This window comes from Halosolutus amylolyticus (genome assembly GCF_023566055.1).
In the GTDB taxonomy this organism is placed as follows: domain Archaea; phylum Halobacteriota; class Halobacteria; order Halobacteriales; family Natrialbaceae; genus Halosolutus; species Halosolutus amylolyticus.
In genome coordinates this window covers 299,514-316,376 of sequence record NZ_JALIQP010000004.1, presented here as the reverse complement: position 1 = coordinate 316,376, position 16,863 = coordinate 299,514, and the positions used below count along the sequence as shown (strand labels likewise).

The 16,863-nt window shown below is 65.8% G+C and carries 21 protein-coding genes and 1 tRNA gene; 14 read left to right on the top strand and 8 right to left on the bottom strand.

Annotated elements, in window-relative coordinates:
* Positions 1–168 precede the first annotated feature (168 nt).
* The gene (locus tag MUN73_RS16840; RefSeq protein WP_250141673.1) at positions 169–1,143 is read right to left on the bottom strand and encodes a lysyl oxidase family protein; all 975 of its coding nucleotides are present in this window, start codon (positions 1,141–1,143) and stop codon (positions 169–171) included.
* A 614-nt stretch (positions 1,144–1,757) separates the two neighbouring features.
* Between MUN73_RS16840 and MUN73_RS16835 the strand changes: the two genes are divergently transcribed.
* Positions 1,758–1,828: transfer RNA gene (locus MUN73_RS16835), tRNA-Gly, on the top strand.
* Between the two features lie 301 nt (positions 1,829–2,129).
* On the opposite strand, the gene MUN73_RS16830 is transcribed toward MUN73_RS16835, so the two are convergent.
* On the bottom strand, positions 2,130–3,506 hold the full coding sequence (locus MUN73_RS16830) for an outer membrane protein assembly factor BamB family protein (RefSeq protein WP_250141672.1): 1,377 nt from the start codon (positions 3,504–3,506) through the stop codon (positions 2,130–2,132).
* Between the two features lie 637 nt (positions 3,507–4,143).
* Here MUN73_RS16830 and MUN73_RS16825 point away from each other — a divergent pair.
* The 6 genes from MUN73_RS16825 (at position 4,144) to MUN73_RS16800 (ending at position 7,484) form a co-directional block, all read left to right on the top strand.
* Complete coding sequence (locus MUN73_RS16825; protein ID WP_250141671.1) at positions 4,144–4,479, top strand: HalOD1 output domain-containing protein; 336 nt, start codon at positions 4,144–4,146, stop codon at positions 4,477–4,479.
* 103 nt (positions 4,480–4,582) lie between these two features.
* The gene (locus tag MUN73_RS16820) at positions 4,583–4,894 is read left to right on the top strand and encodes an MTH1187 family thiamine-binding protein (RefSeq protein ID WP_250141670.1); all 312 of its coding nucleotides are present in this window, start codon (positions 4,583–4,585) and stop codon (positions 4,892–4,894) included.
* A 102-nt stretch (positions 4,895–4,996) separates the two neighbouring features.
* Positions 4,997–5,206 (top strand): heavy-metal-associated domain-containing protein, encoded by a 210-nt coding sequence (locus MUN73_RS16815; protein WP_250141669.1) that lies wholly within the window; start codon positions 4,997–4,999, stop codon positions 5,204–5,206.
* A gap of 132 nt (positions 5,207–5,338) precedes the next feature.
* A complete protein-coding gene (gene mch / locus MUN73_RS16810) occupies positions 5,339–6,271 on the top strand; it encodes a methenyltetrahydromethanopterin cyclohydrolase (RefSeq protein ID WP_250141668.1) in 933 nt (310 codons plus the stop codon).
* 90 nt (positions 6,272–6,361) lie between these two features.
* Positions 6,362–7,042: an HAD family hydrolase gene (locus MUN73_RS16805; protein WP_250141667.1), complete on the top strand. Its 681-nt coding sequence runs from the start codon at positions 6,362–6,364 to the stop codon at positions 7,040–7,042.
* Between the two features lie 46 nt (positions 7,043–7,088).
* Positions 7,089–7,484: a hypothetical protein gene (locus tag MUN73_RS16800; protein WP_250141666.1), complete on the top strand. Its 396-nt coding sequence runs from the start codon at positions 7,089–7,091 to the stop codon at positions 7,482–7,484.
* A 45-nt stretch (positions 7,485–7,529) separates the two neighbouring features.
* Here the strand turns inward: MUN73_RS16800 and MUN73_RS16795 are convergent, their stop codons facing one another.
* Complete coding sequence (locus tag MUN73_RS16795) at positions 7,530–9,131, bottom strand: GTPBP1 family GTP-binding protein (RefSeq protein WP_250141665.1); 1,602 nt, start codon at positions 9,129–9,131, stop codon at positions 7,530–7,532.
* 190 nt (positions 9,132–9,321) lie between these two features.
* Here MUN73_RS16795 and MUN73_RS16790 point away from each other — a divergent pair, with 190 nt between their 5' ends.
* Both MUN73_RS16790 and MUN73_RS16785 read left to right on the top strand, forming a co-directional pair.
* Positions 9,322–9,498 (top strand): hypothetical protein, encoded by a 177-nt coding sequence (locus MUN73_RS16790; RefSeq protein ID WP_250141664.1) that lies wholly within the window; start codon positions 9,322–9,324, stop codon positions 9,496–9,498.
* Between the two features lie 38 nt (positions 9,499–9,536).
* Positions 9,537–9,806: a hypothetical protein gene (locus MUN73_RS16785; RefSeq protein ID WP_250141663.1), complete on the top strand. Its 270-nt coding sequence runs from the start codon at positions 9,537–9,539 to the stop codon at positions 9,804–9,806.
* Positions 9,807–9,833: 27 nt separating this feature from the next.
* On the opposite strand, the gene pyrF is transcribed toward MUN73_RS16785, so the two are convergent.
* On the bottom strand, positions 9,834–10,634 hold the full coding sequence (pyrF, locus tag MUN73_RS16780) for an orotidine-5'-phosphate decarboxylase (protein ID WP_250141662.1): 801 nt from the start codon (positions 10,632–10,634) through the stop codon (positions 9,834–9,836).
* Between the two features lie 182 nt (positions 10,635–10,816).
* Here pyrF and MUN73_RS16775 point away from each other — a divergent pair, with 182 nt between their 5' ends.
* On the top strand, positions 10,817–11,095 hold the full coding sequence (locus MUN73_RS16775) for a hypothetical protein (RefSeq protein ID WP_250141661.1): 279 nt from the start codon (positions 10,817–10,819) through the stop codon (positions 11,093–11,095).
* 119 nt (positions 11,096–11,214) lie between these two features.
* On the opposite strand, the gene MUN73_RS16770 is transcribed toward MUN73_RS16775, so the two are convergent.
* Positions 11,215–11,634, bottom strand: a complete 420-nt coding sequence (locus MUN73_RS16770) for a VOC family protein (RefSeq protein ID WP_250141660.1) — start codon at positions 11,632–11,634, stop codon at positions 11,215–11,217.
* A 97-nt stretch (positions 11,635–11,731) separates the two neighbouring features.
* On the opposite strand from MUN73_RS16770, the gene MUN73_RS16765 reads away from it, so the two are divergent.
* The 4 genes from MUN73_RS16765 (at position 11,732) to MUN73_RS16750 (ending at position 14,884) form a co-directional block, all read left to right on the top strand.
* A complete protein-coding gene (locus MUN73_RS16765) occupies positions 11,732–12,100 on the top strand; it encodes a methylglyoxal synthase (protein WP_250141659.1) in 369 nt (122 codons plus the stop codon).
* A 180-nt stretch (positions 12,101–12,280) separates the two neighbouring features.
* Positions 12,281–12,775: a cation:proton antiporter regulatory subunit gene (locus tag MUN73_RS16760; protein WP_250141658.1), complete on the top strand. Its 495-nt coding sequence runs from the start codon at positions 12,281–12,283 to the stop codon at positions 12,773–12,775.
* Positions 12,776–12,809: 34 nt separating this feature from the next.
* Positions 12,810–14,141, top strand: a complete 1,332-nt coding sequence (locus MUN73_RS16755) for a cation:proton antiporter (RefSeq protein WP_250141657.1) — start codon at positions 12,810–12,812, stop codon at positions 14,139–14,141.
* A gap of 74 nt (positions 14,142–14,215) precedes the next feature.
* Positions 14,216–14,884: an HAD family hydrolase gene (locus tag MUN73_RS16750; protein WP_250141656.1), complete on the top strand. Its 669-nt coding sequence runs from the start codon at positions 14,216–14,218 to the stop codon at positions 14,882–14,884.
* A 260-nt stretch (positions 14,885–15,144) separates the two neighbouring features.
* On the opposite strand, the gene MUN73_RS16745 is transcribed toward MUN73_RS16750, so the two are convergent.
* The 3 genes from MUN73_RS16745 to MUN73_RS16735 form a co-directional block, all read right to left on the bottom strand.
* Entirely contained in the window at positions 15,145–15,564 is a 420-nt protein-coding gene (locus tag MUN73_RS16745; RefSeq protein WP_250141655.1) for a DUF7993 family protein, read from the bottom strand.
* Positions 15,565–15,587: 23 nt separating this feature from the next.
* Entirely contained in the window at positions 15,588–16,040 is a 453-nt protein-coding gene (locus tag MUN73_RS16740; RefSeq protein WP_250141654.1) for a DUF2240 family protein, read from the bottom strand.
* Positions 16,041–16,120: 80 nt separating this feature from the next.
* Entirely contained in the window at positions 16,121–16,762 is a 642-nt protein-coding gene (locus MUN73_RS16735; RefSeq protein ID WP_250141653.1) for a ribonuclease H family protein, read from the bottom strand.
* Between the last annotated feature and the right edge of the window lie 101 nt (positions 16,763–16,863).

The following is a 16,863-nucleotide window of genomic DNA, read 5'->3' as shown; positions in this document are numbered from 1 at the left end:
GTTCATCCGATCGATCGAACCCGTGTGCAGTCCAGGACGTCGTCAGTCTCGTCCTGATTTGGAAATAAGACGTTCTACGTGGTTCGTGTGGATGCCGTCCTCCGAGACGTGTTCGACACTCGGCTGGTTCCGCTACACCACGCAAGAGCGACAAGGGAAGTGCCGTTTTCAGCAATCGGACGCTCTAACTAAGTGGCTTTCCGGGGCATCGGTCACCGTAACAGAATCCTCGCTGATACGAAGGCCGACCCGAACGGAGTTATCATCGTAGCAATTCTCGTCGATCGTGCCTTCCGCGTTCGTCGTGGCTTGAAGCGTATAATTTCCGTCAGGGAGTGAGTCAATAACGAGATACTGACCGGGGAGAGACGAGTCGTACACGTCAGCCCACCCGGCACTGATCCCTTGATTGTCGCAATCGAACTGGGGACTACTACTGGCGTTTGGGCGGGACGGCATTCGCTGGATATCCATCAAACAAAATGGCTGTTTCTTTCCCACGCCCATCTCGTTGCCCGATTCATCGAACAGAGTATAATTGTTGAACCCATCCAGATGCGCGTGATCGTGAGAGTCAGAGTGGACGAACTGATCAGGGTTGTCCTCAGGATTACCCAATTCGGCGTCTGCGTCCCCCACATTGTACGTGAGTATATCGAATCGAAGTAGTCTATGTTCGCCTGGGGTTACGTACCCGTCTTCGACGTCGGGGCTGGACTCATCAAACACTTCTGTTGAGATGCTAAGATCCCTAACGGCTGGGACGAAGTTGACCCCTGACCCGTTCTCGATTTGATCGTCCGAGACTTCAGGGTCGGTCTCGGAGGCATCAGAGTCGGTCTCGATGGCATCAGGGTCGGTCTCGGTAGCATCAGGGTCGGTCTCGGAGGCACCAGAGTCGGACTCAGTTGGCGTAAGTGGTGGCGTCGTCGAGTTTTCTTCGTTCGCCGAGGTAGCCTCTTCGTCCGCGGTACCTTCGCTTTCGGAGGCCGTGGAGGAGTCCGTGTTACTGTCAGATACGCTCTCTGTGAACGGGACGTCAGCCGTAACGCCCGCCAGCGTGATCATACCTATCCCCACTACTGCGATGAGGAGAAACGCCACCAGCACCGCCGCTCGCGTCCTGCCATCTGTTCTCTTCATACCAGACTGTACCCGGATCTAATCGAGAAGAAATATAGTAAGAATTACACTAACTAGATCGTAGACAGCGTGTACTCGTTCTAAATCGTCGCTAACTGGAAAACGCGTCCTATCGCGTGCGTTTAGCGTCCGCCATATAATGTAGAAATTGTGATTGTTTCTGGAAGGTGTCTCACTCGAGTCGAAGCCGCTACCAGTAGCTCAACCCCCGAGAAACCGTAGGCTGTCTCGCCCGAGCACACTTGGTTAGACGTGTGTTCGATCGAAATCTCTGATACGTCTAAAACCGGGGAAAGGCACCGAGAAGACGATCGCAGGGATTGTCTAGCCGTTTTGTATCAGATATATTAGGAGTGGGCCGGGTGCGATCGATCTGTCCTAGCGTCAAACTGGCCACACTCGTCTCCCAGGTGGAACGAACGAGGAGCGATCGACTCGAAAGATCGGGACCCGATCGGCGTTATGATCACATTTCGAACGATCCTGGTGCCCAGAAACGCAGGATACGAAAGCATCGTCTGAATCGATCGTGTGGTACGCCCTGCACCCCCACGCCCGATACGATTCGCAACCCTTATACATCCATCCCAGTGTAGGTGTAAGTGCGAAGCAGGGCGCTGGTAGTGTAGTGGTATCACGTGACCTTGCCATGGTCACAACCTGGGTTCAAATCCCAGCCAGCGCATTTTCACTGAACTACAACGACGAGCGAAGCGAGCCGTCTGTTCAGTGAAAATCGTTCTCGGATTCGAATCAGACCAGTTGCGCGCAGCGTAGCGAGCACGTCTGGACGTGGTTCAAATCCCAGCCAGCGCATTTCTACGGCGAACGACTCCACGAGCACTGCGTAGCAGTGTGAATATCCGTGAGCCGTGAAGACGCCCTGAATTCGAACTAGCCGAGTCCCTGTCCGAGAAGCGAACCCGTGAGCGACCGAAATCCCGGCCAGCGCACTGTTACATCGAACGACACCGACGATCGGAGCGCTACTCCTCGCCGGGATCGGTCAGTCGGCGAGCGAGCAGATAGCGAGCGCCGCCGATCGCGGAAAGCGTCCCGACGATCCCGAATCCGGGCACGTCGTCGATGTCGGCAGCCGCCTCGTCGTCACGATCGGCGGCAGTCACCTCACCAGAGTCGGTCACGTCGTCGCCACCGTCTTCGGACGCGTCGTCATCGGATTCCGCCCCCTCGTCGCCGTTCGCGTTGGACGCATCATCGGTGTCGGGACGCTCCACGCCGTCGTGGTATCGCAACCTGCCCAGCCGAGCGATCGAATCCTCGCTCGTCCCCCGGACACCGGCGTCGATCGCCTGCAGGGCTCCCGCTCCGGTGAACAGCACGCCGTCGACGACTGTCGCCGTGGTCGCGGTGCCCCGTATGTCCGTCCGCCACGCTTCGTCGCCCGTCTCCGTATCCACTGCGTGGACGGTGTTCCCGGCGGGGACGAAAGCGGTCCCGTCGGCCACCGTCGGGAGCGTGACTCGGCCGCCGGCGTCAAAGCGCCACCCGTCGCTCCCGGTTGCCGCGTCTATCGCGTGGACGGCGTTGCCGGCGGCGACGAAGACGGTCCCATCGGCGACCGTCGGCGAACCGGCGCGATCGGCGGTGTCGAATCGCCACTCCGGATCACCAGTCATCGCATCGACTGCGTGGACGGCGGCGCCGGAGGCAACGAAGACGGTTCCCCGGGCCACCGTCGGGAAGCCGACCTCGTGGCCCAGTTCGACGTGCCACGTTTCCTCACCCGTGATCGCGTCCACGGCGTAGAGGGTGCTATCCCCGCTTCCCACGAATACCGTGTCGTGTGCCACCACCGGTGCGGTCGCACCACCGTCCGTGTCGAAGCGCCACGTCTCGGTTCCGGTTTCCGCATCTACCGCGTACAGGGTCCCATCCCTGGATCCCGCGAAGACGGTCCCGTCGACCACGGTCGGGATGAACATCAGCTGGTGGGGACCGAAGCGCCACGTCTCCTCGCCGGTCCTGGCATCCAGTGCGTACAGGTATCCACTGGTCCCTCCGGCGTAGAGGGTGCCGTTCGCCACGACCGACACCCACACCCTGTCGGCCGCATCCACGTCGGTGCGCCACCGTTCCTCACCCGTCTCGGCATCCACCGCGTGGACGGTTCCGGTCGGGGTCCCGGCGAAAACGAATCCGTTCGCCAGCGTCGCACTCGCCACGTCACCGTCGGTATCGAAGTGCCAGCGTTCGTCGCCCCCGGCGGACTCCTGTGCCGCGACGGACGGGAGCATCCCCCCTGCGCCCGACGCGACGCCCATCCCTGCGATGCCGTACAAGACGCGCCGTCGAGAAGCGGACTGGCCGTCCGTCCGATCGTCGCTCGGTCTGTCACCCATATCACTGACGTAACCAATCAGGTGCTGTATACGTTATGGCAGTCGCAAGTCTGGGAGCCACTGAACGTCAGTGCACACTCGATCGCAGGACGGGAGCGCGATTCGGGGCGACCGAGAATCGCGGACAGTGCGATCGATGTGTAAACCGTTTCAGTGGCTACGGACAGTGACCGGACGGACGAGCGCGGCTTCGGCTCGATTCCGGTCGAGTTCGAGCACCGCGTTGCCGTGGCCGCGTCGATCCGAACACGGGCCAGTTGCCGCAGTAAGGCCTCATTGGGTCGACCAGTGTCGATCGACCGTGAGTCGACCGATCGGTGGCCCGTGTCGTGTCGATCGGCGTCGTTCACGGGGACAACGTGTGCTTACGACACCGGAGGGCTGATACGTACTGCTGTGCGTTAGTCCCGATGCAACCGCAGGACGATCGCGGTTGCGCCGGTAACTCGGTACCGCAGACGGTATGACCCGTCGGCGACCAGGAGACCGCGCAGTGACGAACGGGTCGAGACTGTTTGTGCGTTCGAACGATTCGGAGAGCCATTCACTCACGTTCGTTTAGTTATTTCCCCCTGCGATCGACTTTTATACTCCGAGAGACTACGATGCAATCGACGATTGAACCGCATTTCCTCCTATGCAAACAGAACTGACAGACGACGACACGGGCGACTACCAGTACGACCAGACTAACGACCGCTACGTCTTCCACCACGACAGTGAGGGCACTGCGACGATCACCGCGACGATCGTCCACGCGCTCGCGTCGATCGCGGAGACCGACGTCTCCCAGGGTGAGTTCTCGCTCTACGACAGCGTCGATCCGGACGCCCTGGACCGGATCTTCAGCAAGAAAGCCGACGGCACCGAGCGCTCCGGCGGTCACGTCGCGTTCACGGCCCTCGAACACGAGGTGTTCGTCTACGCGAACGGCGACGTCATCATCTATCCGCCGTCCGGGTCGCGGCGCTAACGGCCCATCTAGTTCTGTTTTCGCGCGTCGATCGACGAATAGCGACGGGAGCGAAGCGCCGGCAAGGGGCGGATTTAGGGCCACGGAGCCCTCACGTACCCCTATGACCGTCGTTGCACTGCTGAGCGTCGCACCGGTGATCGAGGACAGTATGGCTAGCGAGGTCGCGAAAGCCGTGGCGGCACTCGAGGAGTACGACGTCGAGTACGAGACGAATCCGATGGGAACCGTGATCGAGGCCGACAGCACGGACGAACTGTTCGCGGCCGCACAGGCCGCACACGACGCCGTCGACGGCGATCGGGTGAGCACCGTGCTCAAGGTCGACGACAAGCGATCTCGCGAGACGTCCGCCCAGGCGAAGGTCGACGCGGTCGCCGATGAACTCGGTCGCCAGCCGACCAGCAGCGAGTGACGTCCAGGGCGATCAGCGGTTGGACGACGCCGCTAGTTCCGCCCGACGGGGGCGTTTTCCGAGAACGGAACGCTCAACCCGGACCAGTGAGTAGCGTCCCCCATGGAGCAGACCACGCTCGACGTTACCGGCATGGCCTGTGACGGCTGCGAACAGAACGTCACCGACGCGCTCGAAGCGCTCGAGGGGATCTCGTCGGTCACGGCGAACCACGAAGCCGACCAGGTGCGCGTCGAACACGACGAGACTGCCGTCGACGAGGAGACGATCGCCACGACGATCGAGGACGCGGGGTACGAGGTCTCCGCGTAGCGATCGACGGCCGGCATTGGACGACGAACCGGGACGTCGTCGGCGTCGGGGCCGTTCGGCCGCCCGGTCGAGCGGTCGTCGAACCACGACGAACTGACAAACTGTTTTAGGACGGCCGCTGAAGGCTGGGACATGGAGAGTCTCAACCGGATGGCGATCGAGTTGGTCGACGAGGCCCTCGAGTACGCCGAGGAGTTGAACGTCGGGGGGTACGATCTCGAGAACGAGGCGACGGTGCTCGACTTCGGGGTCGAGTTCGACGGCGGCGTCGAGGCGGGGCTCCTGCTGACCGAGATCCAGACGGCCGGGATGGCGACGCCGAGCCACGACCTCGGCGAGATCGACGGGACCCCGATCCCGTTCGTCGAACTGACGACCGACCAGCCGGCGCTATCGCTGTTGTGCTCTCAGAAGGCCGGCTGGGAGATGGTGACGGAGGATTTCGAGGGGCTGGGGAGCGGTCCGGCCCGCGCGCTGGTCGCCGAGGAGGAGGAGTTCCGGCGGGTAGGCTATACGGACGCGTTCGACCTCACCGCACTCGCCGTCGAAACGGACGAGTTACCCCCCGAATCCGCCGCCGAACAGGTCGCCGACCTCGCCGAGGTCGAGCCCAGTAGCGTCTTCTTGCTGGCCTACCGGAGCGCGAGCCTCGTCGGGTCGATCACGAACGCCGCGCGGGCGGCCGAACTCGCCACCTTCCGGCTCTCGGAACTGGGCTACGACCCGCTCGATATCGTCTCCGCGACGGGGCGCGCGCCGGTGGCACCGGTCGCGGAAGACGAGCAGACGGCGATCGCCCGGACGAACGACGCGATCGCCTACGGCGGGCGGGCCCACCTGACGGTTCGCGAGGATGCGGACGTCTTTGACGACGTCCCGTCGACGGTCGCCGACGACCACGGCCGTCCGTTCGGCGAGATCTTCGACGATCTCGACTGGGAGTTCGGCGAGGTCCCCGCGGACCTGTTCGCGCCCGGGATGGTGACGATCGACGTCCTCGGCGGCCCGACGTACGTCCACGGCGAGACCGACGAGGAATTGCTGGCCGACTCGTTCGAACTGTAACGGCGCGTCTCGCGCGGGCCCCGGATCGTCGAGCGTCCTCCTCGTCTTCGCACATCGGGATTTTTGTCGCTTCTACACGAGGGTTCGACCGTGAACGGGGACGTCGACGCGATCTGCTTCGATCTCGACGAGACGCTCTGTACCTACAGCCAGCCGGGTGCGGACGTTCTCGATCGGGCGTTCGATCGCGCCGGCGTCGCCCGGCTGTGGGTACTCGAGGACTACCACGACCTGTACGGCGACTACCTCGCGGAGAGCACGGACGTCGAGGACCTCCGCCGACGGTGTTTCGCGGACCTCGCCGTCGAGGCCGGCCACGACCGCGAGACTGGCCGGGCCGTCGCCGACGAGTTCGCCGCCGTCCGCGATCAGGACGCCGTCGACCTCCTCCCCGGTGCGCGCGAGGCCGTCGAAGCCCTGTCCGATCGGTACCGACTGGGGCTCGTCACCAACGGCGCACCCGGGATGCAACGGACCAAACTCGAGGCGATCGGCCTCGCGGACGCGTTCGAAACGGCCGTCTACGCCGGGTACGACACGCCGCCGAAGCCGGCCCCCGAGCCGTTCTCGGCCGCGCTGGACGCGCTCGGTTCGACGCCGGACCGGGCCGTCCACGTCGGGAACTCCCTGTCGTCGGACGTTGCGGGTGCGCGGGCCGCCGGGCTCCGATCGGTGTGGGTTCCCCACGAAGGCCGGATTCCCGAGACGCCCGATCCGACGCCGGACCACACGTTCGAGACGGTCGCCGCCCTCGCGACGCCGCCGTGGTGAGTGCCGATCGGCCGACTTTTGGCCGCCCGTTGCGAGGTGCGAGTCGATGACCGACCGCGCGATCAACTTCCAGGCGATCGTCGAGGGCGTCCGATCGGCCGCCGACGGGGCCGCGACCGTGACCGTCGATGACGACGGCCCGATCGACGTCTGCAGGCGACTGTTCGAAGGATTGGAGGAACGAACCGAACCGACCTCGTGCGAGTTTTACATGAGTCCGAACGTCCGCCGGGAACTGGAACGCCGACTGCTCGGCGACGGGGTCACCGTCGAGTCCCCACCGTTCCTCGATCGCCAGATCCGGACGGACGTCTCGATGCCGGACGATACGGTGCTGTTCATGCATCCCGACGCCGTCACGCTCGGCGGGACTGTCACCGGAACGCATCCCGTCGGGATCGGGACGCTCTCGATGCCGGACGACGATCGGCCGCAAATCTGAACGCGAACCGGGAGAACGGTGGCCCGTCCCGTCGGGCCGGGCGGATCAGTCGACGGGAGAGACGTCGGTGACGGTTCCGACGCCTTTGCTGCGGCCCTCGCGGAAGACGAACTTCTGGCCCTCCTCGACGAGATACGGGCGGAACTTGAACCGGACGGTCGCGTTCCCCGTATCGCCCGGCAGCAGGCGTCCGCCCTCGGGGTAGAACGCCGCCGCCTCGCCGATCGTCTCGAGGTGGACGACGGGTTCGTAGCCGTCGCCGATCCGGGTGGGGTGGTTCAGGACCATGACCTCGGCCTCGAACTCCCGGACCGGGTCGGGATCGGCGTCGGCCGGGAGGAGAACCATGCCGCGCTCGATCGTGCTCTCTTTGATACCCTTGAGGGCGATGCCGACGATCCGTCCCGCCTGGGCCCTGTCGACCTGGTGGTAGTGCATCTCGATCGATCGGACCTCGACGTCCTGGAAGCGCCCGTCCGGCATCGGGCCGATGAGGAGTTCGTCGCCGGCCTCGACCTCGCCCGACATGACCGTCCCCGAGGCGACCGCGCCGACGCCGGTCACGGAGTAGCTCCGGTCGACGTACATCCGGAAGTCGCCCGTGTCCTGTGAGGTTTTGGGAAGCCGATCGAACAGTTCGTCCAGGGTATCGAGGCCGTCCATCGTGATTGCGCTGGTCGCGACGATCGGGACGACCCGTTCGTTGATTTCCTCGACGGCGGCGTCGACGCCGTGACGGGCGACCCGCAGCGGCGACTTGTCGACCTCACGGAGGAGGCGCTCGACCTCGCGCTCGACCTCCTCGACGCGGTCGTCGCTCACGGCGTCCGTCTTCGTGATCGCGACGATCGTCGGCAGATCGGTCGCCAGCAGGACGCCGAGGTGCTCCCGCGTCGTGCGCGTGGGACCGTCGTCGGCGGCGACGACCAGCAGGCCGTAGTCGAGTTTCTGCCCGACGAGGCCACGGATCGTCGTCCGGAGCCACGGCTCGTGCCCGACGGTGTCGACGAACGAGACGAGTCGATCGGCCTCCTCGACCACCTCGGCCCGATCGGCCTTGCGGTTCGGGTTCCGCACGCGAACGGGGCCGTCGTCGTCGAAGCCGTAGACGGCGTAGGAGAGGTCGGCCGAGAGGCCGCGCTCGACCTCGTGGGGCTGGACGTCGAGGAACGCGCGGGTCGCGCCGTCGCCGTCGTCCGCCTTCCCGGTGACGAGCGAGCCCACGAGGGTGCTCTTCCCGTGGTCGACGTGGCCGGCCGTCCCGACGACGACGTGTTCGTCGTCGGTCTCGAGGACGGCCCCGTCGTGTATCGTCGCGACGCCGACCAGTCCGTCCTTGACTCCCCACGTCTGTACGTCCTCGATGTGCGCGTCGGCCTCCTCCGCGAGCAAGGAGAGCACGTCCATCGACTCGGAGAAGTCGTCGGGATCGATACCGGCGAGTCCGCCGTCGTCCGTCACCCCGACGACGTACGTCGCCTCGCCGTCCCCGGACAGGAGCCGGTGTCGGAGCTGGGCAGCCAGACTCTCCCGTCGTCCACCCTCGAGGTGGACGTCCCGTAGCAGGCGTTCCTTGAACTCGACGTTGCCACCGTCCTGTTCGCCACGGTCCAGGGCTCGCTCGAGGAGAGCCCGGTCACGGCTCATATCGCCCGGTAGCGGCTCACATGGCAAAAGCCTTCCCGTCCGTTGTCAACGAATGACACAGTAGTGGTCGGAAGCGGGACTTCGAACCCGCCACGTAATCGGCCGTTGCCGACTACGATCGCGGTCACCCCCGAGCCGAGAGTGGCGTGCCGGGCCCGCTTTCAAGCCCCTCGAGACCGTAGCCGGTGGCATGAGTATCAGCGGGCTCTGCCAGATCTGCGAATCCCGCCCCGCCGAACACCGGTGTGCCAACTGTGGGAACCTCGTCTGCGAGGTCCACTTCGAGACCGAGATGGGGCTGTGTGCCGACTGCGCCACACAGGCCCGGCCCGACCAGGACGACGACGTTGACGTCCACCGGTTCTGAACCGGAATGACGCGCGAACCACCGCGAGGGCGTCGCCCGTGACGTCGATCCGTGACCTGCTCGGCGAGTCGCTGGCCGTCGGCGAGACGTTCTGTCTCGTCGTCGAGAAGCGGGACGGCCGTCTCGTCGCCACGCATCCCCACGACGCCAGTCCGCTGGATATCGCCGTGGTCGAGGGGCTGGACCGCCTCGACGAGCATCCGCCGGCGGATCCGACCGAGGTCGAGATTCTCGGCCGGATCGTCGACGATCGGATCGCGGGACGGGTCGTCGGGATCGGCTGTTCGCCTCCCGAAAACGAGCGGTGAGGGCCGTCGCGGTCGTGCTGGCGCCAGTTACTCGCGGTACTGGTTCAGCCGCCGTTTCAGCCGTTTCGCGGCCTGCCCGCTGGCCGCGGCGAACCCCTCACCCTCGTCCTCCCCGGCGAAGATGATCCCCCGCGAGGAGTTGACGAGGCCGACGCCGTCCGCCAGGCCGTACTCGATCGCGGCCTCGGCGTCGCCGCCCTGGGCCCCGACGCCGGGGACGAGGAAGGGGAGGTCGGGAACCTGTTCGCGGATCTCCTCGAGTTCGTCGGGGGTCGTCGCGCCGACGACGAGGCCCACGTTGTCGTTCTCGTTCCACAGGTCCGCGAGCGCCGCCACCCGCTCGTAGACGGCCTCGCCGCTCGCGAGTTCGAGGTCCTGCAGGTCCTCGCCGCCGGGATTGGAGGTACGACAGAGGATAAAGACGCCGGCCTCCTCGTTCGCCAGGAACGGCTGGAGCGAGTCCCGACCCATGTAGGGGTTGACCGTGATCGCGTCGACCGTCTCGAGGATCTTCGCGTACTGACGGGTCGTGTTCCCGATGTCGGCCCGCTTTGCGTCCAGGAGGACCGGGACGCCCTTCCCGTGGGCGTACGCGATCGTCTCCTCCAGAGCGGCCCAGCCGTCGGGATCCTCGTAGAAGGCCGCGTTGGGTTTGAAGACGGCGGCGTGCTCGTGGGTTGCGTCGATGATCCGGCGATTGAACGCCCACCGCGGGAGGTCGTGCTCCAGGAGGTGGTCCGGAATGCGCGACGGATCGGGATCGAGTCCGACGCTCACGACGCTGTCGACCGTGCGAATCCGATCGTGCAGGCGATCGAAGAAGTTCATGACCCCGAGTGGCGGGCCGACGGTCGAAAAGGTTGCTATCCGCGCTCCCCCGGATCGAGTACTGCCCGCCGGCGGCCGGTCCGATCGTCACTTCGCCCGACCGGTTCCCGGGTGTGAATCACAGTCTCCCTCCAAATTCTTTAGACGGTACCTACTTCGTGCTTATCGACGACGCTCACGGTATGCAACTCGACCAGCGGTTGTCGTCGTTTCCCCGACTCGATCGGCTCCGGGACTGCGTTCGATCGACGCTCGCTCCGGGATCCGACGGGGCCACGAGTACGACTGACACGGGCACACGGGGGACCGGATCGGAGCCCGCGGACTCGACCGCCCGCTCCGCCGGCAACCTCTTTCATTGCCCGACCTGTGCCGTCGTCTACATCGCCTCCGAGAAGCACGTCTGTTCGAACTGCGAGGGCGAGGTCGAGCAGGTCCGCTCGACGCTCGCGTGCCGGTAATCGACCCCTGCATACGCTCTGTTGTACCATCGACCCCGCATACGCTCTGTTGTGCCGAGTTACCGGTGCAACCGCAGGCCGGTCGTGGATGCACCGGCACTGACGTACACCAGTCCGTCTCAAACGGCCAGTACCTCGACGAGATTCCCCTCGGGATCGCGAAGGAACAGGATCGAGGTCCCCGTCGCGGTGGTTCGTGGCTCGCCGATCGTCGGGACATCGTCGGGAAGGTCGGCGTAGAACGCGTCGAGATCGTCCACCTCGAACGCGACGTGTGCCGCGCCCGGCTGGTTGAGTCCGGCGGCCGGTGAGCCGCGTGCTTCCGGCTCGTACTCGACGAGTTCCAGTCGGATCTCGTCGGCCTCGAGATGGACGAAGTCGGCGCTTGCCCCTTCGACTCCGACGGCGTCGGCGAACGCCTCACCGTCGACGCCGAACCGATCGCTGACGTCGAGTCCGAGGACCTCGCGGTAGAACGCGACCGATTCCGCCAGGTCGCTCACGGTGATGCCGACGTGGTGTGCACTGCAGTCTGTCACGGACGCACTCGCATCGGGAGACGGGAAAAGCGTTCGACTGCGGCAGATCGTGTTGATCGGGGCCGACTGTTTTCTCCCCGGCCGAGAATGCACTGGTATGACGCGCGTCGCGCTCATCGCCCACGACGAGAAGAAAGCGGACCTGATCGAGTTCGCGCAGAACCACGAACCGCAGTTGCGGGAGTACGACCTGCTCGCGACCGGGACGACCGGCCAGCGCCTGATAGACGAGACGGGCCTCGAAATCGAACGCAAGGAGTCGGGGCCGCTCGGCGGGGACCTCCAGATCGGGGCCGAGGTGGCGGCCGACCTGCTCGACGGGATCGTCTTCCTGCGCGATCCGCTTCGGGCCCAGCCGCACGAACCGGACATCTCGGCACTGTTGCGGATCTGTGACGTCCACGACACCGCGCTGGCGACGAACCTCGCGTCCGCGGAGTTCCTGATCGAGGGGCTGGCCGAGTAGTCGTCGATCGGGACGGTCTACTGTACCGAGTTACCGGCGCGACCGCGAGCCGCCCTGCGGTCGAACCGGCAACGACGTACAGCAGTCCGCAGGACCGTTCCACCGCTGGCGGCCATCTGACGTGTCGGGACACGCACCAGTGTCACGCCCTTTATTATCGCACAGTCCGCTCTTTCGTGTATGACCATCTACGAGAGCGACCTCCCCGGCGTCGGGAAGAAATTCGAGGTCGAACTCGACGACGGCAGGCGACTCGTCATCGTGACCCACAATACGGGCAAGCGGGAGGTCTACATGAAGGCGAACGCGGACGCCGACGGCGAGAAACTGTTCGAGGCGTCCGATCGGCTCGCCCGCAAGATCGGCACGATTCTCGAGGGGGCATACTTCCAGCCGGTCCAGACCGAGGAGGTCGAGACCCTGCTGGCCGAGGACACGTTCATCGAGTGGTACAGCGTGACCGAGGACGCGGAGATCGCCGGCCAGAGCATCGCCGACGCGCGGATTCGCGAACGGACCGGCGTCTCGATCGTCGCGATCCAGCGCGACGACGAACTGGTCTCGGCGCCGCCGCCGGAGACGGTCCTCGAGGTCGGCGACACCGTCGTCGTGATCGGCGATCGGGACGACTGCGCCCAGTTCGAGACGCTGCTCGGCGAGGACGTTGAAGAGTGATCGGGACGACCGTGCCTGCCGGAGGTGAACGCTAGTGGCTACTGAAACGGCGCTCGTCGACGTCGGGATCCTCTTTACTGCGGTCGCAGTCGCCGGTCTCCTCGCGAGTCGGGTCGACCAGTCGGTGATCCCGTTTTACATCGTCGTCGGAATCCTGCTGGGATCGAACGTGCTCGGCGAACTCCCCGCACTCGCCGGCAGCGAGGTCGGGATCGGCGGGGTCGCCGTCACCGTTCCCGAGGCGACGATCGGCGGAGTCGACCTCCTGGCGGCGATCGGCGGACTCGCGCTGGGCGAGACCGACTTCGTCGTCGTCGGGGCCGAGATCGGGATCGTCCTCCTGCTGTTCTTCCTCGGTCTCGAGTTCAATCTTGAACGGCTTCTCGAGAGCAGGGACCGGATCGGAAAGGCCGGCACCGTCGATCTCGCGTTCAACTTCGGGATCGGACTGGTCATCGGCTATCTCCTCTTCGGCGGGCTGCTCGCGGCCTTCCTGACGGCCGGCGTCGTCTACATCTCCTCGAGCGCGATCATCACCAAGTCGCTGATCGACCTCGGCTGGATCGCCAACGCCGAGTCCGAGCCGATGCTCGGCACGCTCGTCTACGAGGACCTGTTCATCGCGGTCTACCTGGCGATCGCGTCCGTGCTGGTCCTCGGCGGGGGCGACGCGGGGGAGGCCGCGGGCCAGATCGCGATCGCGATCGGGTTCATCCTCGCGTTGCTCGCGCTCGTCGCCTTCGGAACCGGCTTCTTCCAGCGCGTTCTCGAGGCCGACTCCAACGAGTTCGTCGTCGTCCGAGCGCTCGGCGTGACGGTGCTCGTCGCCGGCATCGCGCTCGCACTCGGTGTCAGCGAGGCCGTCGCCGCGTTCTTCGTCGGCATGGCTTTCTCGTCGACGGATCACGTCCACGACCTCGAACGGTTGCTCGAGCCGCTCCGGGACGCCTTCGCGGCGATATTCTTCTTCTGGATCGGACTCGTCACCGACCCGGGGCTGTTCACGCTCTCGATTCTCGGGATGATCGTCGCCGCGGTGGTCCTCACGACGCCGACGAAACTCGTCAGCGGGTTCCTGGGCGGCAAGATCTACGACCTCGACGATCGACGATCGGTCCGGGTCGGCCTCGGGATGACCACCCGGGGAGAGTTCTCCCTGATCATCGCGAGCCTCGCGCTTTCGGGTGCCGGGAGCGGGATCCCGGTCGAGACGGCGGAGACGATCTACGCGTTCACCGTCGGCTACGTCCTCGTGATGAGCGTCCTCGGCACGTCGCTCATGCAGTACTCCGATCGGCTCGAGCCCGTCGCCGTGTCGTGGCTCGAGCGCAGGCGCGTCGGCTCCGTCCGGCCAGCCGAGGAGTGACCTGGGTTCGGACGGAACCGGGCGACCGGGACCGAAGGGATACCTTCAAACGCGTCGAGACCCCTCTCACGTCTATGCCACGGGCGGTCGTCTTCGACCTCGACTACACTCTCGCCGTTCCACGCCGCGATCGGGCCACGATCCTCTCGGAGGCGACCGAGGCCGCCGACGCGCCCGACCTCACCCGGGACGACTACCTCGCGGCCCACCGCCGGAACCTGACCCGGGAGACCAGAGCGCCCATTTTCCAGGACTTGCTCGCCGATCGGGACAGCGACGCCGATCCGGAGGACCTCGCACGCGAGTACCGCGAGACGATCGCGGCGGCCCTCGAGTCCCTTCCCGGCGTCGAGGGGATGCTCGATCGGCTCCGCGAGACGTATCGGGTCGGCCTCCTGACCAACGGCCCGGTCCTCGCCCAGCGGGACAAACTCGAGACGCTGGGCTGGGAGGACGCCTTCGACGCCGCGCTCGTCACCGGCGAACTCGAGGCCGGCAAACCGGATCCCCGCGCGTTCGGGGCGATCGCGGCGGAACTCGAGGTCGATCCCGCGGACGCGGTCTACGTCGGCGACGAGATCGAGGCGGACGTCTACGGGGCGACCAACGCCGACATGGCGGCCATCCAGGTGCTCCGTCCCGACGGCCCCGCCCCCGACCCGCGGGCGATCGCACACGTCGAGCAAGCCGACGTCGCGACGGCCGTGCCGCGAATTCTCGAGTCGCTGGACGACGGGGAGTAACGGGACCGCGGGACCGGTACACTCGTGACCACCTCCCACGAAACGCATATGAGCCTCCCCGGTCTTCGATCAGGTGATGACAGAGAATCACTACAATTGTAGTGAATGTGGAGCCGAACTACACTACCGAACGACGAAACACAACGGGTGCCCGAACTGCGCGTTCATGCCGCTTCACAGCGCCGACTGACCGCACCGGCCGCTCGATTCTCGCGTCTTTTCTCCCGGTTCTCCAGCGACACCGATGACCGCCGACCGTGCTACGTCCCATCGGCGAGCGATCGCGTCACCGCCCGGACGACGTCGCTCGCTCGTTTGACCGCCGCGCCGCTCTCGACGAACACCAGCGTCTTCGGCGGGTCGGTCGCCTTCGGCCTGACGCGCAGGTCGGCCGTCTCGGCGGCCTCGACCGCCACGTCCTGTCCCGCCTCGAATTCCAGGTGGGCGCGGTCGTCGTGGACGAACGCACGCGCGAGACGCTCCTCGGTCTCGGCTCCCGGTTCGTCCGCGGCCGTCCGCATAACGACGTCGTACGCCCGCGCCCCGTCGGCCGTCGGTTCGACGTCCCGATCGGCGTTCGTGACCGCGATCCGATCGAGGACGCCGTCGTCGCGCCCGTCGAGTTCCGATGCGAGGAGTTCCGCGATCCGCCGGCCGTCGGTAATCCGTTCCTCGACCATGGCGATCGATGGTGCGGGAGCGGTTAACCGTCTTCGGTCAGCGCCGACCGGGCGACCGGGGCGAGATCATCCACGTCGACGCCCTCCCGACGTGCGTAGACGACGGCGGCGGCCTCGATCGTCACCCCGAGTTCGCCCTGGAGCGCGTTGATCGCGCCGACCGCCTCCTGTTTCTCGAGTCCCTCGGCGACGAGCGCGTCGAGGACCCGTTCGAAGGCCGATCGTTCCTGCAGGAGGTCCTCGTCGGGGACGAACTCGTCCGGGACCGTCACGTCCGTCGGATCGAACGCGAGTTCGAGTTCGTCGCCGTCGGGTTCGAGCAGCGACTCCCGGGTCGCGATGTCGATCAGGCGCTGGGCCTGGTCGGGCGAGAACCAGTCTCGATCGAGCGAGAGCGCGACGACGAACTCGTTCTCCCGGAGGCGCCGGACGCCGTTCTGGACGAACGGCGCGGCGACGGCGACGCGAAGACTCATCGGGGACGACTCTCTTGAGCGACGAAATAACGATAGCGGTTCCGGTCGAGCGCGACCGACCGGCGGTGACGAGCGTGGGGCTAGTCGGACGCCCGGCCGCCGCCCCCGTTCCGATCGGCGCGCGATGGCGGCGGGAACTCCGTCGCGCCGGTCGACTCCGGCGGTTCCGGGAGGACACAGCGATCGGGTTCGCGGTTGACGTGCTCGTACTGGGTCGGCGCGTTCGCCAGGGGGTGTGCGGGATTCTGGTCGCTGGCGATCCGGGCAGCACGGACCTCCTCGAAGGTACTGAGTCGTGCCTGGATGCCTCGCCAGTGGTTCCGGGTCGCGGCGGGGACCGAGACCCGCTGTGGCGGGGACCGATCGGGGTGGCTCGCCGCGAGGACGACGTTGTTGACGTTGCTGGCCAGCGCGTCGTGGTCGACGAGAACGCCGATACTCGCCTCTCGCGGCGCGCGGGCGGCGAGGACGTCGAGTCCCAGGTGAAGTGCCCGGTACTCGGCGACGTTGTTGTCCGGCGGCGTGTCCGTGGTCGCGACGCGTGCAACGCGGGTTCCGTCGCGCGTTTCGATGACGGCGCCCAGCCCACCGCCCGCGTCCCGGAACGACCCGTCGGTAGCGACGTAGAAGTCACGGTGATGGGTGCGAGGGGGATGGGCGATGTGCGGCGTGGGCGACTCGTCGAACAGGTCCCGCAGGGCGGGCCGGCCGTGAGCGGCCATGGTCCAATTACGTCGTGAAGATGATTTAAACCTTCGGCAGAATTACGCGGGTGAGAATCGATACGTCCGGATACCGGGCCGTGTAGCGGATTTAGCGGTCG

What these genes read in the sequence shown, in the direction of transcription:
- MUN73_RS16840 (WP_250141673.1), bottom strand. Translation starts at nt 1,143, where the DNA reads ATGAAGAGAACAGATGGCAGGACGCGAGCGGCGGTGCTGGTGGCGTTT.
- MUN73_RS16830 (WP_250141672.1), bottom strand. Translation starts at nt 3,506, where the DNA reads ATGGGTGACAGACCGAGCGACGATCGGACGGACGGCCAGTCCGCTTCT.
- MUN73_RS16825 (WP_250141671.1), top strand. Translation starts at nt 4,144, where the DNA reads ATGCAAACAGAACTGACAGACGACGACACGGGCGACTACCAGTACGAC.
- MUN73_RS16820 (WP_250141670.1), top strand. Translation starts at nt 4,583, where the DNA reads ATGACCGTCGTTGCACTGCTGAGCGTCGCACCGGTGATCGAGGACAGT.
- MUN73_RS16815 (WP_250141669.1), top strand. Translation starts at nt 4,997, where the DNA reads ATGGAGCAGACCACGCTCGACGTTACCGGCATGGCCTGTGACGGCTGC.
- mch (WP_250141668.1), top strand. Translation starts at nt 5,339, where the DNA reads ATGGAGAGTCTCAACCGGATGGCGATCGAGTTGGTCGACGAGGCCCTC.
- MUN73_RS16800 (WP_250141666.1), top strand. Translation starts at nt 7,089, where the DNA reads ATGACCGACCGCGCGATCAACTTCCAGGCGATCGTCGAGGGCGTCCGA.
- MUN73_RS16795 (WP_250141665.1), bottom strand. Translation starts at nt 9,131, where the DNA reads ATGAGCCGTGACCGGGCTCTCCTCGAGCGAGCCCTGGACCGTGGCGAA.
- MUN73_RS16790 (WP_250141664.1), top strand. Translation starts at nt 9,322, where the DNA reads ATGAGTATCAGCGGGCTCTGCCAGATCTGCGAATCCCGCCCCGCCGAA.
- pyrF (WP_250141662.1), bottom strand. Translation starts at nt 10,634, where the DNA reads ATGAACTTCTTCGATCGCCTGCACGATCGGATTCGCACGGTCGACAGC.
- MUN73_RS16775 (WP_250141661.1), top strand. Translation starts at nt 10,817, where the DNA reads ATGCAACTCGACCAGCGGTTGTCGTCGTTTCCCCGACTCGATCGGCTC.
- MUN73_RS16765 (WP_250141659.1), top strand. Translation starts at nt 11,732, where the DNA reads ATGACGCGCGTCGCGCTCATCGCCCACGACGAGAAGAAAGCGGACCTG.
- MUN73_RS16760 (WP_250141658.1), top strand. Translation starts at nt 12,281, where the DNA reads ATGACCATCTACGAGAGCGACCTCCCCGGCGTCGGGAAGAAATTCGAG.
- MUN73_RS16750 (WP_250141656.1), top strand. Translation starts at nt 14,216, where the DNA reads ATGCCACGGGCGGTCGTCTTCGACCTCGACTACACTCTCGCCGTTCCA.
- MUN73_RS16745 (WP_250141655.1), bottom strand. Translation starts at nt 15,564, where the DNA reads ATGGTCGAGGAACGGATTACCGACGGCCGGCGGATCGCGGAACTCCTC.
- MUN73_RS16740 (WP_250141654.1), bottom strand. Translation starts at nt 16,040, where the DNA reads ATGAGTCTTCGCGTCGCCGTCGCCGCGCCGTTCGTCCAGAACGGCGTC.
- MUN73_RS16735 (WP_250141653.1), bottom strand. Translation starts at nt 16,762, where the DNA reads ATGGCCGCTCACGGCCGGCCCGCCCTGCGGGACCTGTTCGACGAGTCG.